Below are 14371 nucleotides of genomic sequence, written 5' to 3'. Positions count from 1 at the left end.
CCGGAGGGGACCGGTCCGTCCACACGCATGTGCCTCGCTTCGGCGGGGTGTCCGAGGGGGATCTAGACAAACATGGCCAATTTCGCGAAGTCGCACGTGCCGCAGTTCTCGGTCGACGTCTACCAGAACGAGTACCTGCCCGAGGGCGGCCGTGAGGTCAACGCCATCGTCACGGTGACGGCGACGGGGGGCGGCACGATCGGGAGCGCGGTCGCCGCGCCGCTGTACACACCGGGCCACGGGCCCTCCGCCGCGGTGGCGATCATGGTCGACTGCTCGGGCTCCATGGACTACCCGCCGACCAAGATGCGCAACGCCCGGGACGCCACGGCCGCCGCGATCGACACCCTGCGCGACGGCACCCACTTCGCGGTGATCGGCGGCACGCACGTCGCCAAGGAGGTGTACCCCGGCGGCGGACGGCTCGCGGTCGCCGACGCCACCACGCGCGAGCAGGCCAAGCAGGCGCTGCGCCGGCTCAGCGCGGGCGGCGGCACCGCCATCGGCACCTGGCTGCGACTGGCCGACCGGCTGCTGTCCTCGGCGGACGTGGCCATCCGGCACGGCATCCTGCTCACCGACGGACGCAACGAGCACGAGTCGCCGGAGGACCTCCGGGCCGCGCTGACCGAATGCGCCGGGCGGTTCACCTGTGACGCGCGCGGCGTGGGCACCGACTGGGAAGTGAAAGAAGTCACAGGTATCGCCTCCGCGCTGCTCGGCACCGCCGACATCGTCGCCGACCCGGCGGGCCTGGCCGCCGACTTCACGCGGATGATGGAGACGGCGATGGGCAAGGAGGTCGCCGACGTCACCCTCCGGGTGTGGACGCCGGTCGGTACGACCATCAGGTTCGTCAAGCAAGTCGCGCCCACGGTGGAGGAGTTGACCGGCCGGCGCACGGAGGCCGGGCCGCGGGCCGGGGACTATCCCACCGGGTCCTGGGGCGACGAGTCCCGCGACTACCACCTGTGCGTCGAGGTCGCGGCGGCCGGTCTCGGCCGGGAGATGCTGGCCGCCCGGGTGTCGCTGGTCATCCCGCAGGCGGACGGATCGGTGCAGAACCTCGGCGCGCAGGGGCTCGTACGGGCCGTGTGGACCGACGACATGACGGCCTCGACCTCGATCAACCCCCAAGTCGCCCACTACACCGGGCAGGCCGAACTGGCACAAGCCATCCAGCAAGGGCTGGATCTTCGCAAAGCGGGCGATTTCGATGGAGCAACGGCCAAACTGGGGCGCGCTGTTCAGCTCGCCAGTGCCTCCGGGAACGCCGATACTGCGAAACTGCTTGCGAAGGTGGTGGACGTGGTCGATGCAGCGACAGGTACTGTGCGACTGAAGGCGAAGGTCGCGGAGGCCGACGAGATGACTCTCGAGACCCGGTCCACAAAGACTGTTCGTGTAAAGAAGTAGTGACTCAGCAGTACTGAGTAGGACCCTGAAGGAGAGGGGGAAGCGCCGACATGCCGACCTGCCCGAACGGACACCAGTCGGGTTCCGACGACTGGTGCGAGGTCTGCGGTCACCGCATGGCCGGTGCCGTACCTCCGCCCCCACCACCGCCCCCGGCCGCCGGCGGCTACGGCTTCCCGCCCCCGCAGGGCACCCAGGCCGGCGGCCGCCCGCAGGGCGCGCCCGAGCCGGAGCTGTGCCCGCAGTGCCGTACGCCCCGCGAGGGCGGCGCGCCCTTCTGCGAGGAGTGCCGGTGGAACTTCCTGACCAACACGGCCACCTCCTACACCCCGGCCGCCCCGCGCCCGGCCCAGCCGCGCTTCCAGCCGCCCAGCTCGACGTACGGCGGCGGTGACTCGTACGAGTACCAGGGCTCGCGGCCCTCGCAGGTGAACCGGCCCGCCGAGCCGATCCCGTCCTTCGGCAGCGAGCCCTCGGGCCCGACGCCGTTCGCCGGCGAGCGCACCCCGCCCGGCCCGCCGCCCACCTCGGGCGGCCCGGGCGGCTTCGGCGGCAACCAGCGTCCGTCCGGCCCTCCGCCGAGCTTCGGCGGCGGTCCGGGGCAGGGCCAGGGTGGACCCGGCGGTCCTTCGGGCTTCGGCGGTACTCAGGGCCAGGGCGGTCCCGGCGGGCCCGGCGGTCCGTCCGGCTTCGGCGGCGGTCCGGGGCAGGGCCAGGGTGGACCCGGCGGTCCTTCGGGCTTCGGCGGTACTCAGGGCCAGGGCGGTCCCGGCGGCCCGTCCGGCTTCGGCGGTGGGCAGGGGCCTGGCGGTCCTGGTGGCCCCGGCGGCCCGTCCGGCTTCGGCGGTGGCCCCGGCCAGAACCCCGGTGGGCCCGGCGGCCCCTCCGGCCCTCCGCCCTTCGGCCGTGAGCCCTCCGGTCCCGGCGGCCCCGGTGCGCCCGGCCCCTCCGGCTTCGGTGGCGACCCCTCCCGTCCGGTTCCGCCGCCGCCCGGGCCGACCCCGCCCGCCGGTCCCGGCGGTACGGCCGGCGGTGCGCCGCAGGCCTTCCAGCAGTCCGGCCCGCCCGCGCCGCCCGCGTTCCCGCGGGAGACCGGCCGGCCCCCGACCGGCGGTCCGGCCTTCGGCGGCGGTGAGGACGACTGGGTGATCTCCCCGCCGTCGGCCGGAAGCCCTGGTGGCCCCGGTGGTCCCGGTGTTCCCGGCGGTGGACAGGGCGGCTACGGCTACCCGCCGCCCGGCGCCACCCAGGCCCCGCCCGGTCTGGGCTTCCCGCCGGCGCCGCAGGGTCCGACGACGTGGACGGCGACCATCGGCCCGGACCGCGAGTACTTCATGGCGATGATGCACCGCTCGGGGCCCGAGGCCGCGGGTCTCAACCTGCCCGCGTACTCGCCCGAGCAGCAGCGCACGCTCACCGGCAACCAGGTCACCATCGGCCGCCGCCGGCACTCCACCGGCGACACCCCCGACATCGACCTGTCGGTGCCGCCGGAGGACCCGGGCGTCTCGCACCAGCACGCGGTGCTGGTCCAGCAGCCGGACGGCAGCTGGGCGATCGTCGACCAGAACTCGACGAACGGCACCACGGTCAACGGCTCGGACGAACCGATCCAGCCGTTCGTGCCGGTGCCGCTGCAGGACGGCGACCGGGTGCACGTGGGCGCCTGGACGACGATCACCGTCCGCAGGGGCTGAACACGGACGACGGTTAGGGGAGGGGCCAGGTGTGCGGCCCCTCCGGGGCGTCCAGCCATGCCCAGGCGCGCTCGCCGCTGACCGTGACGCCGTACCGGGCGCGGTGCGGTCTGCCCTCGCGCTCCCACAGGGCGTAGGCGTCCTGGGGGTCGAAGGCGCCGTGGGTCAGGGCGAGCAGGAAGCGGAACAGCTCGTGCTCGCGGGCCGGGCGCGGCAGCCCGTGCAGGGACACCGCCCCGGGTTCCGCCCGGCCCGTGCCCCGCAGGGGCACGAAGTAGGCGGGCGTGGACAGGAAACGGCCCTCGGCGTGCCCGGGGTCGGTGACGGCGAGGGCGAGCAGTCCGGTCGCGAACGGGGTCAGGATGCGGGCGCCGGGGCTGCACTGGTCGAGCCAGGCGCGCGGCACCGTGGGCAGCGTGCAGGTGGCGATGATCCGGTCGAAGGGGGCTCGTTCGGGCACCCCGCGCGCGCCGTCGCCGGTGACGACCACCGGGCGGTACCCGGCCAGGGCCAGGTGCTGCCGGGCCGACTCGGTGATCTCCGGTTCCAGGTCGATGGTGGTGACGAGGTCGTCGTCGCCGAGCCGCTGGGCGAGCAGCGCCGCGTTGTAGCCGGTGCCGGCGCCCACCTCCAGGACCCGGTTGCCGTCCTCGACCCGCAGGGCGACCAGCATCTTCGCCATCAGCGAGGGCTGGCTGGCGGAGGAGATCAGCTCGCCGTCGCGCAGCCGGGTGGCCAGCGGGGTGTCGGCGTAGGCGCCGGACACCCAGCGCTTGCGCTCCTCGGGGTCCGGGCTCTCGCGCCAGCGGCGCTCGTAGCCGCCCCTGACGCCGACGTAGTAGTAGGGCACGAACAGGTGCCGGGGGACCTCCGCGAACGCCTCCCGCCACACCTGGTCCTCGTCCCAGACCCCCTCGGCGTCGATCTCCCGCACCAGCGCGGCCCGCGCCACGGCGGCGAGCACGTCGATCTCGGTGTCGTAGGCGCCCATATGTCCACAGTAGGGCTGCCTCGTGCCGCAGCAGGCCCGCCTCCGCAGGACGGGGTCCTAAGCCTTGAGTCCTGGGTCACCCCGTCTGAGACCATGGACGCGTGAAAGAGATTCGGCGCGGCACGCTTCAGGAGCAGACCTTCTACGAGCAGGTCGGCGGGGAGGAGACCTTCCGCCGGCTCGTCCACCGTTTCTACGAGGGAGTCGCCGGGGACCCGCTCCTCAAGCCGATGTACCCGGAGGAGGACCTGGGCCCGGCCGAGGAGCGGCTGACCCTGTTCCTGATGCAGTACTGGGGCGGCCCGACGACGTACAGCGAGAACCGTGGCCACCCCCGGCTGCGGATGCGGCACGCCCCGTTCACCGTGGACCGGGCCGCGCACGACGCCTGGCTGAAGCACATGCGGGTGGCCGTCGACGAGCTGGGGCTGTCCGAGGAGCACGAGCGGACGCTGTGGAACTACCTGACGTACGCGGCCCAGTCGATGGTGAACACCGCCGAGTGACCCGCTGAACGCCGGATTCCGGTCGTCCGGCGCCGGAATCCGGTCACGATCCGGTATAGACCGATCGACAAACGCTTACCTTCGGCCCGTCGCCTCTGCCAACATCGCCCAAAGGTCTGGGAGTTCAGGAAGTCCGGACAACACGGGGGCAGGGTGACGGGGTTCGTCTTGGCACGCGCGCGGGCACACCGCCTGCTGCTCGGCTCCACCCTGCTCACGGTGCTGCTGACCACCGCGGTGCTGGCGACGCTCACTGCGTACTCGGGCGCGATCGGGGACGCGGCGCTGCGCCATGTGCTGAGCGACCCGGGCAACGCGGCCGCCACCTCGCTGATCGTGAAGGCCGAGGTACCGGCCGACGGGCGCGCCGCCGCCGACACCGCCGTACGCCAGGGCGCGCGCCGGACCTTCGACGGGCTGCCGGTGACCTTACGGACGCTGCGCCGCTCGGGCCCGTACGCGCTGCCCCGCTCGCTGCAGCCGCCCGCCGAGCGGTCGGGCGACCCGGATCTGACCTTCTTCGCCGCGCTGGACCGCACGCAGGTGCGGCCGGTCGCCGGCCGGCTTCCGGGCCGGACGGGCGGCGAGATCGAGGTGGCGCTCCCCCAGGCGGCGGCCCGGCCGCTCGGCCTGAAGCCGGGCGACCGCCTCACCCTGGCCGACCGGCTGGGCGAGGGGAAGGTGCGGGTACGCGTCACCGGGCTGTACCGGCCCGCCTCCGCGAACGCGCCGTACTGGCAGCTGGACGACCTGCTCGGGCGCGGGGTGAAGGAGTCCGGCTTCACGACGTACGGGCCGCTGCTCGCCGACCCCTCGGTGCTCGCCGGCGGACGGGTGAGCGCCGGGCCGACGGCCTGGCTGGCGTCGGCCGACTTCGGCTCCGTGACGACCGGACGGATCGGGGCGCTGCGGGACGCGGCGCGGACCGGGAGCGCGGCGCTGCGCACGTCCCACGCCCTGAGCGGGGTGACCGCGTCGACCACCTCGCTGCCGGACGTCCTGGACCGGGCCGACCGCTCGCTGCTGGTCGCCCGCTCGACCCTGCTGATCGTCGCGCTCCAGCTGGTGCTGCTCGCCGGGTACGCGCTGCTGCTGGTGGCCCGGCTGCTCGGCGCCGAACGGGCGGCCGAGACCGGGCTGCTCAGGGCCCGCGGCGCCTCCCGGGCCCGGATCGCGGCGCTCGCCGCGGCCGAGTCGCTGCTGCTCGCCCTCCCGGCGGCCGTCTGCGCGCCCCTGCTCGCCGGACCGCTCACCACTCTGCTGACCGCGCACGGGCCCCTGGCCCGCCTCGACCTGCGTCTGGACCTCCCGCCCGGTGCCAGCCCCGGTGTGTGGCTGGTGGCGGCCGCGGTGGCCCTGGGCTGCGCGCTGACGGTGACGCCACCGGCGCTGACGGGGGCGGACGCGGAGCGGCGCGGGCGGCGTGCGGAACCGGGCCGCCGGGCGCGACGGCCGCTCTCCCGCTTCGGAAGGGGCCGTTCGGCCGGCTCGCCCGGCTCCCGTCCGCGCGCCCGCCGCGCCGGTGCCGGTCTGCTCCCCACCCCGCTGCGCGCCGGAGGCGACCTGGGCCTGCTCGCCGTGGCCGCGGTGGCCTACTGGCAGTTGGCGCAGCAGGACTCGGGGAGTGTCGCCGCCGACCGGTCGGGGGCGCTCGGGGTGGACCCCCTGCTGGTCGCCGCGCCGGCGCTGGCGCTGCTCGCCGGGACCGTGCTGACGCTACGGCTGCTGCCGCCCGTGGCGCGGCTCGCCGAGCGGTGGGCGGCGGCCGGGCGGGGGCTGCCGATGGCGCTGGCCGGCTGGCAGTTCAGCCGCCGCACCGCACGCGCCGCGGGCCCGGTGCTGCTGCTCGTCCTCGCCGTGGCGCTCGGCATGCTGGCCATCGGGCAGGCGTCCTCCTGGGACCGCTCGCAGGACGACCAGGCCGACTTCCGCGCCGGAGTGCCGGTGCGGGTGCTGTCCGCGGGGGACGGGGAGCTGGGCCGTACGGACGCGTACGCCGCGCTTCCCCACGTACGCGAGGCCGTGCCCGCCGCACGCGCCGAGGAGCCGCTGTCCGGCGACCGTACGGCGACCGTGCTGGCCGTGGACACCGCGCGCGCGGGGGACGCGATGCTGATGCGCCCGGACCTGGCGGCCGTACCGGTGAAGCCGCTGCTGGCCGCTCTGACGCCGAAGGACTCCCCGGCCGGGGCCCGGGTGCCGGCGCACACCGCGCGGCTGCGGCTGACGGCGACTCTGCGCAGCTCCGCCGGCCCCGGGACGACCGCCGACGTCACGGTCGGACTCGAGGACCGGTACGGGGTGCCGTACCAGGTGCCGTTCGGCCGGCTCCCCGCCGACGGCCGCGCGCACACCCTCACCCTCGACCTCGGCTCCGCCCCCGGCCCGGCGATCCTCACCGCACTCCAGCTGGACATGCTCCAGCCCGCCGAGCGGGCGGAGCGACACCGGCTCACGGTCGGGGACCTGACCGCCGAGGGAACCGACGGGACCCGGCGCCCGCTCGCCCTGCCCGCTTCCTGGACCACGGCCGTGCACACCGGCGGCGCGGCCGTCTCGACCCCCGCCAGCAGCCCCACCCGGCCGCGGATCGTCTCCACCCGGCCGCTCACCGTCTCCTACGGCACCGGGTACCTGCCGGACCCGGGCTGGACGGTCGCCACCGTGTCCGTGCAGCTCCAGGTGGCGCGTCCCGCGCCGCCCGAGGTGCGGGCCGTCGTGACCGACCGGTTCCTGGACTCGGCGGGCGCCCGCACCGGGCAGCGCGTGGACGTGCAGATCGGCGACCAGAGCATCCCGGTGCGGATCGTCCGGGCGGTGCGCGCGCTGCCCACGACCGGCAGCTCGGGCAGCCATGACGGCGGTGCCGTGCTGGTCGATCTGCGGGCCGCGAACCGGGCGTTGCAGGCGCGGTACGGGGAGAGCGTCACGCCCACCGAGTGGTGGCTGCGCACCGCGCCGGGCGAGGCGGCCCAGGTCGCCGCCGCCGTACGGGCGTTGCCGGATGTCATCGACCCGGGGCAGGTGGTGGTCCGGGACGAGATCGCCGCCGAGCTGCGCGACGACCCGTTCGGTGCCGGTCCCACGGCCGCGTTCGCCGCGGCGGCCGTGGTGGCGGCGGCCCTGGCCGCGGTCGGCTTCGCCGTGGGCGCCGTCGGGTCGCTGCGGGCGCGCGAGGCGGACTTCGCCGTGCTGCGCGCCCTCGGCGCCCCACGCCGCCGGCTGGCCCGCACGGTCGCCGCCGAACAGGCCGTCCTGGTGGGCCTGGCCCTGGCGGTGGGCGTCGCCCTCGGCACCGTACTGGCCCGTGGAGTCCTCCCGTTGATCGTCCTGACCGGCGATGCCACCCGCCCCGTACCGGACCTGCTGGTCCAACTCCCGCCCGCGCGCGTGGCGTTGCTTCTGGTGGCCGTCGCCGCGGCTCCGCTGGCGGTCGCGGCGACGGCGACCGTACGGCGGACGGACCCGGCACAGGCACTGCGCGAACAGAGGGGTGAGTGAGGTGAGTTCCTCGCCGGCTGACGTGAGTTCCTCGCCTGCCGTGGTCGCCCCCTGGGTGCGTACCCGGCTGCGGGCCGCGCCCGGTGCCGCGCTCGCGCTCGCGCTGCTGGTCGTGGTGACCGCCTGTCTGGCGGGAGCCTTTCCGCGGGCGGTCGAGCGGTACGAGGACGCGGGGCTGGTGCACACGCTCCACCAGGCCCGCCCCGAGCGCACCACCGTGCGGGTGAGCGCGCCGCTGCCCCTGTACGGCATGTCCAGCGACGACCCGGACACGCTGTTCCGCCCCGGCGTGCTGAAACGGCAGTACGAGAAGCTGCTGGGCGCGGTCGGCGGTTCGCTGTCCGTCGACCGCGACCAGTCGGCGTACGGCATCGCGACCGGGACCAGCCCGGCGGTGGCCGATCCCTGGATCCCGCGCCCGAGCGGTCTGCTCGCCCATGTCTCGCTGGTCGCGCAGAGCGGCCTGGCCGGACACGCCGACGTCCGCGCGGGACGGCTGCCGCGCGCCACGGGCCCGGTGGACACCATGTCGCCCGAGGTGGAGGCCGCCGTCACCGCCGCCACCGCCAAGAGCCTGCACATCAAGGTGGGTTCGGTCATCCACGTGCCCGGCGTCGGCCGCGGCCCGCTCGCCGTCCGGGTCACCGGCATCCTCGCCCCGCGCGAGCCCGCCGGCGCCTACTGGTCGACCGTCCCGCTGCTGCGCACGCCCAGTCTGATGCGGCTGCCCCAGCCCGGCCCGCCGCTGACCTACTGGCTCGGCGCGCTCCTGCTGCCCCAGGAGGCGGCCCCCGCCCTGGTGGGCACGCGCGGAGAGCCCTTCCGCTACTGGTACTTCGCCCCGGACCTCGGCGGCCTGCGCGCCCACGAACTGGACCGCCTGAAGTCCGCAGTCGCCTCCCTGGAGTCCGGCCCCGGCCTGCAGCGCGCCCGTACCGCCACGGGCGAGGAGAGCGACGTCGACACCGGCCTGGACGACGTCCTCGCCGCCTTCTCCCGGCTGCGCTCGAACATCTCCCCGCTGGTCGCGGTGGCCGCCGCCGGCACCGCCACGGTCGCCGTCGTCGTGCTGCTCATGGCGGGCGGCCTGGCCGCCGACCGCCGCCGCACCGAACTCGCCCTGCTCCGCGCCCGGGGCGCCTCCCTGCCCGGCCTCACCGGCCGGCTGCTGGCCGAGACCGCCGTGGTCGCCGTACCCGCGGGCGCGGTCGGCCTGGGCGCCGCGCTCCTCCTCTTCCCTGACGCCCGGACCGGTCACGCCGTGGCCGCCGCGCTGGCCGTCACGCTCACCGCCTGCGCCGCCCTCCCGCTGCGCGCCGTGCTCGCCCACCGGTCGGTACAGCTGACGGCCCCGCGTGCGGACGTGACGGCCGTACGACCCTCCCGGCGCCGTACCGTCGCCGAGCTGACCCTGCTGGCGCTGGCGGCCGGGGCGGTGGCGACCCTGCGCAGAAGCGGCACGTCGGCCGGCCAGCTGGTGTCCCTGGCCCCGGTGCTGACCGGCATCATCGCGGCCCTGCTGCTGCTCCGCCTCTACCCCCTGCTGCTGCGCCGCCTCGCCCGCCCGGCCGGGCGCTTGCGCGGGGCGGTGGGCCATCTGTCCCTGGCCCGCGCGGGACGCACCCAGGCCTCCGCGGTACTGCCCCTGCTGGCCCTGCTGACCGCGCTGACCACGGCGGCCTTCGGCGGCTCGGTCCTGGCCGGCGTGGCCGAGGCCCGGGACCGCGCGGCCCTGCTCACCGTCGGGGCCGACGCCCGCATGGACGCGGCCGTCCCGCTCCCGGCGGACCTGGCCGCCCGGGTGCGCGCGCTGCCCGGGGTGCACGGGGTGGCGGCGGCGAGCATCACGTACGACGCGAAGCCGCTGGACGAGGAGGACACGGTGACGCTGGTCGGGGTGGACCCGGCCGCGTACGGCCGGTTGGCGGCCGACACCGGTCTGGGGACCTTCCCGGCGAGTGGGCTGAAGAACTCGAGGACACTTCCCGCCCTGGCCTCCCCCTCCGTCGCCCGCGCGTACGGCACCCGACGTCCCTTCCTGGTACGGCTGAACGACGGCAGCGCGGTCACCGTCCGGATCACCACCGTCCTCGACCGCACCCCGGCCGTGCCCGGCGCCGACTTCCTGATCGTGAACCGCGCCGGGCTCCCGGCGGCGGCCGCCCGCCCGACGACGCTGCTGCTGACCGGCGCCCACCTGGACGCGGAAGCGCTGCGCCGCGCGGCCCCCGCCTCGGTCACGGTGCAGACCCTGGCCGAGGTGCGGTCCCGGTACGCCGACTCGCCCCTGCAGACCGGTGCCGGGCACGTCTACACGGCGGCGGTGGCCGCGGGCGCCGGCTTCGCCGTCCTCGCCCTGCTCCTCGCGCTGCTGCGGGCGGCTCCCGAACGCGCCGCGCTCCTGGCCCGCCTGCGCACGATGGGCCTCACCCGCGCCCAGGGCCGCCGCCTCCTCGTCCTGGAGTCCCTCCCCCAGGCCCTCCTCGCCGCGGCCGGCGGCACGCTGACCGGCTGGACCGCCATCCACCTCCTCTCCCCCGGCATCGACCTGACCACCATCGCCCTGACCACCTCCCAGACCCCGGCAGGCAAGGCCACCCTCCACCCCGACTCCTGGTCCCTGACGGCCCCGGCGATCACGGTCGTGGTGCTCGCGGTGGGGGTGGCGGGGGTGCAGGCGTGGTGGACGGGGAGACGGGGGTCGGTGCGGGAGCTGCGGGCGGGGGAGGGGCGATGAGCAGTCGCTCTGGATTCCGCCGTAGCTGCGGGCAGTCGTGCCGCTGGGGCGGCGCCCGCTCCCAAAGAGAGCGGCACCCTGCCGGCGCCGGTAAGCGACCCCACACCCGCCCAGCAGCAGCAAGGGGCAACCACACAGGAGACCCCATGACAACGAACCCGAGCCTCACCGACCTCGCCGACCGCGTCACCGAGACCCGCAACCGCCCCGCCTACGGCCACGACGCCCTCATCACCTGCGACCGCCTCGTCCGCATCTTCTCCGCGGACGGCGTGGAGGTACAGGCACTCCAGGGCCTCGACCTCCTCGTCCGCGAGGGCGAGCTGATGGCCCTGGTCGGCGCCTCGGGCAGCGGCAAGTCCACCCTCATGAACATCCTCGCCGGCCTGGACACCCCCACCGCGGGAGCGGCCCGCGTCGCCGGCCGCGACCTGCTCACCATGACCGCGAAGGACCGCCTCGCCTACCGCCGCGAGGTCGTCGGCTTCGTCTGGCAGCAGACCTCCCGCAACCTGCTCCCGTACCTCACCGCGGCCCAGAACGTCGCCCTCCCGCTCCAGCTGTCCGGCACCCGCACCCGCCGCCGCGCCCGCACCGAACGCGCCCTGGAACTCCTGGAGTTGCTCCAGGTGGCCGACTGCCGCGACCGCCACCCGCACGAGATGTCCGGCGGCCAGCAGCAGCGCACCGCGATCGCCGTGGCCCTCGCGAACGCCCCCGCGGTCCTCCTCGCCGACGAACCCACCGGCGAACTCGACTCCCAGACCGGCGCGCAGATCTTCGACGCGTTCCGCACCGCGAACGAGACCCTCGGCACCACCATCGTCATCGTCACCCACGACCAGGCGGTGGCCGGCGAGGTCCGCCGCACGGTCGCCATCCGTGACGGCCGCACCTCCACCGAGGTGCTGCGCCGCAGCGAGGTGGACGCCACGACGGGCCACGAGACCGTGGTCGCCCGCGAGTACGCCATGCTCGACCGTGCGGGCCGCCTCCAACTGCCCGCCGAGTACACGAAGGCCCTGAACATGCGCGACCGGGTGGCCCTGGAACTGGAACCGGACCACATCGGCGTCTGGCCGGACGACAGCGAGCCCCGCTGATCACCTTCCGTAACCAAACGGACATGCGCGCCCGGTATTGACGCGCCCCCACCCCGGTGCCATGGTTACCGACCCAGAGACATCAGATATCTGACGTCAGACATCTGAGGCTCCCACTGCCGCCACCGCACCCACCCCGTACGGTGGCAACCGACCCGCACCGATCCACGCCCGCCGGAGGCCCAACGATGTCGCTCTCCGAAGACCTCGCCGAGCGTCTGCTCAGCGCGATCATCGACGGCACGTACCCGCCGGACGCCGCCCTCCCCCCGGAGGCCGAGCTGGCCGAGCAGTCCGCCGTGAGCCGCCTGACCGTGCGCGAGGCGGTGAAGCAGCTGCGCGCGCAGAACGTCGTACGCGTGGTCCGCGGCCGTGGCACCTACGTGAACCCGCCGGATCGCTGGACCGCGCTGGAACCGGTGGTCCGCGCCGCGTCCCGCTCCGCCCACACCTCGCTCTCCCAGCAGCTCATCGAGGCCCGCCGCCTCATCGAGAACGGCGCCACGGAACTGGCCGCGCTGCGCCGCGACGAGACCCACCTCGCCGAGCTGCGCGAGCACCTCGCCACGATGCGGGAGGCCGCGGACGAGGCCGACACGGAGAAGTTCGTCCAGGCCGACATCGACTTCCACGCCACGGTGATGCGCGCGACGGGCAACCTCTTCGTCCCCCTGCTCTTCGAGCCCTTCGGCCCGCTGCTCGCCGAGGGCCGCCGCGAGACCTCCGCGGTCCCCCAGATCCGGATCAACGCCATCGCCCACCACGAAGTGGTCCTCGCGGCCCTCGAAAGCGGCGACCCGGACAAGGCCCGCGAGGCCATGAACGCCCACATGAACCAGACGGCGCACGACTACCGCACCCACGTACTGAAGTCGGCCGAGTAAACCTCGTCTCCATCGGCGTCGCGCTCGCCGCGGGCGTCCCCGCCGCCGACCTGGTGAAGACCATCGAGGAGGGCATGGGCTCCACCCTCGGCCACATCGCCACGATCATCGCCCTGGGCGCCATGATCGGCCGGATCATCGAACTCTCCGGCGGCGCCGCCGCGTTCGCCCACTCCCTCATCGACCGCTTCGGCTCCAAGCGCACCCCGCTCGCCCTCACCGTCGCCGGTTTCGTCCTCGGCATCCCGGTCTTCTTCGAGGTCGGCCTGATCATCCTGATGCCGATCGCGTACGGCGTCGCCCGCGCCTCCCGCAAGCCGCTCCTGGTCTACGCCCTCCCGATGGGCGCGGCCATGCTCACGGTGCACGCCTTCCTGCCCCCGCACCCCGGCGCGGTCGCCGTCGCCCAGGCCATCGGTGCCGACCTGGGTCTGATGCTGCTCGGGCCTAGCGGACGGTGACGTCCAGCGCGCCGAGTCCCGCACGCCGTACGGCGATCGACCCGTACGGCGTGCGCAGCCGCAGCCACGCGCCCGACGAGAACAGGGCCGGGTTCCCCGCGGTCTGCGTGGGGCGCAGGAAGCCCAGCGACTGGGCCGCGTGCACGGCCCGCACCGGAAGGTTCGTGTCCCCGACCGTCCGGGACCAGATCTCCCGCCCGATCCGGTCGAGTTCGGCGCGGGTACGCCGCTCCGGCGCCAACTCCTGCGTACGGGAGCGGAATTCCGCCACGGCGGCGGCGACCATGGCGCGCAGCGCGTCCGGTGCCGGCAGTCCCGGCTCGGTCCGCCAGCCGCCGCGGGGCGGCAGCAGACCGGCCCACGGCGGACCGGTCACCGCGGACGGGACGACGGCCGTGGCCGCCGCCTCGTCGATGGACTCCAGCAGCTCACCGGCGGAGACGGTCACGTCCAGCGTGAGGTCGAGACCGTTCTCGTACGGCTTCGCCAGCCGCACCGCGCGGACCGCCAGCACCTCGAAGGACGGCGGCCGCCCGAACACGGCGAGTGCGGTCCCGGTCGCCTGCAGGCGCACCGCGGCCCCACGGTCGTAGTGGAGCAGCCGGGAGAGGAAGGCGGCGAGGTCGGCCGCCTCCGTCTCGTCGGCGAGGTGGAGCACCGTCATGCGGCGACGGCCTCCTCGTCGGCCGCGTCCGTGTACTCCTCGAGGAACTCCCGCTCCTCCTGGGTGATCCGGCGCGGCCGCTGGGTCTCGAAGTCGAACGGCACGACCACCGTCGAGGCCCGTACGTAGACCACGTCCTCGTCCTTCACCTCGTAGGTGATGGTGAAGGACGCGGCCTTGATCGCGGTGACCCACAGCTCGATGTCCACCGGGTGGTGCCGGTGGACGAGCTGCCGCTTGTAGTCGATCTCGTGCCGCGCCACCACGGACCCCTGCTTGAACTCCTTGTCCGGGCGGAACAGGAAGTTGATACGGGCTTCCTCCAGGTAGCGGATGAAGACCGCGTTGTTGACATGGCCGTACGCGTCCATGTCGGACCAGCGCAGGGGGCAGCGGTAGATGTGACGCAAG

At 74.9% G+C, this 14371-nt stretch carries 11 protein-coding genes; 8 read left to right on the top strand and 3 right to left on the bottom strand.

Translation table 11 applies throughout. The features are described 5' to 3' along the window. Window positions 1-72 precede the first annotated feature (72 nt). Window positions 73-1416, top strand: coding sequence for a VWA domain-containing protein (locus tag CRP49_RS19880; protein ID WP_097254583.1), 1344 nt, complete (start codon window positions 73-75; stop codon window positions 1414-1416). A 50-nt stretch (window positions 1417-1466) separates the two neighbouring features. Continuing rightward, a complete protein-coding gene (locus CRP49_RS19875; RefSeq protein WP_097254582.1) occupies window positions 1467-3113 on the top strand; it encodes an FHA domain-containing protein in 1647 nt (548 codons plus the stop codon). A 13-nt stretch (window positions 3114-3126) separates the two neighbouring features. On the opposite strand, the gene CRP49_RS19870 is transcribed toward CRP49_RS19875, so the two are convergent. Further along, entirely contained in the window at window positions 3127-4104 is a 978-nt protein-coding gene (locus tag CRP49_RS19870; RefSeq protein WP_097254581.1) for a methyltransferase domain-containing protein, read from the bottom strand. Window positions 4105-4205: 101 nt separating this feature from the next. On the opposite strand from CRP49_RS19870, the gene CRP49_RS19865 reads away from it, so the two are divergent. The 6 genes from CRP49_RS19865 to CRP49_RS19840 all read left to right on the top strand — a co-directional run bounded on the left by CRP49_RS19865 (window position 4206) and on the right by CRP49_RS19840 (window position 13296). Beyond that, the gene (locus CRP49_RS19865; RefSeq protein WP_097254580.1) at window positions 4206-4610 is read left to right on the top strand and encodes a globin; all 405 of its coding nucleotides are present in this window, start codon (window positions 4206-4208) and stop codon (window positions 4608-4610) included. A 153-nt stretch (window positions 4611-4763) separates the two neighbouring features. After that, window positions 4764-8111 carry an ABC transporter permease gene (locus CRP49_RS19860; protein ID WP_097254579.1) on the top strand — a complete coding sequence of 1116 codons (3348 nt, stop codon included), beginning with the start codon at window positions 4764-4766 and terminating at the stop codon, window positions 8109-8111. A 22-nt stretch (window positions 8112-8133) separates the two neighbouring features. Beyond that, the gene (locus CRP49_RS19855; RefSeq protein ID WP_257033442.1) at window positions 8134-10848 is read left to right on the top strand and encodes an FtsX-like permease family protein; all 2715 of its coding nucleotides are present in this window, start codon (window positions 8134-8136) and stop codon (window positions 10846-10848) included. 146 nt (window positions 10849-10994) lie between these two features. Further along, window positions 10995-11951, top strand: coding sequence for an ABC transporter ATP-binding protein (locus CRP49_RS19850; protein WP_097254577.1), 957 nt, complete (start codon window positions 10995-10997; stop codon window positions 11949-11951). Between the two features lie 188 nt (window positions 11952-12139). Then, complete coding sequence (locus CRP49_RS19845; protein ID WP_097254576.1) at window positions 12140-12835, top strand: FadR/GntR family transcriptional regulator; 696 nt, start codon at window positions 12140-12142, stop codon at window positions 12833-12835. Window positions 12836-12846: 11 nt separating this feature from the next. Further along, on the top strand, window positions 12847-13296 hold the full coding sequence (locus tag CRP49_RS19840; protein WP_257033676.1) for an SLC13 family permease: 450 nt from the start codon (window positions 12847-12849) through the stop codon (window positions 13294-13296). On the opposite strand, the gene CRP49_RS19835 is transcribed toward CRP49_RS19840, so the two are convergent. Together CRP49_RS19835 and CRP49_RS19830 are read right to left on the bottom strand one after the other, a co-directional pair. Beyond that, window positions 13283-13960 (bottom strand): hypothetical protein, encoded by a 678-nt coding sequence (locus CRP49_RS19835; protein ID WP_097254575.1) that lies wholly within the window; start codon window positions 13958-13960, stop codon window positions 13283-13285. The genes CRP49_RS19840 and CRP49_RS19835 overlap by 14 nt on opposite strands. Then, window positions 13957-14370 carry a thioesterase family protein gene (locus CRP49_RS19830; RefSeq protein ID WP_097254574.1) on the bottom strand — a complete coding sequence of 138 codons (414 nt, stop codon included), beginning with the start codon at window positions 14368-14370 and terminating at the stop codon, window positions 13957-13959. Before CRP49_RS19830 ends, CRP49_RS19835 begins: the two co-directional genes overlap by 4 nt. Window position 14371 lies beyond the last annotated feature (1 nt).

The organism is Streptomyces sp. Ag109_G2-15 (genome assembly GCF_900215565.1).
In the GTDB taxonomy this organism is placed as follows: Bacteria; Actinomycetota; Actinomycetes; order Streptomycetales; family Streptomycetaceae; genus Streptomyces; species Streptomyces diastatochromogenes.
The sequence above is the reverse complement of the archived record's forward strand: the minus strand, read 5'-3'. Positions and strand labels throughout refer to the sequence as shown.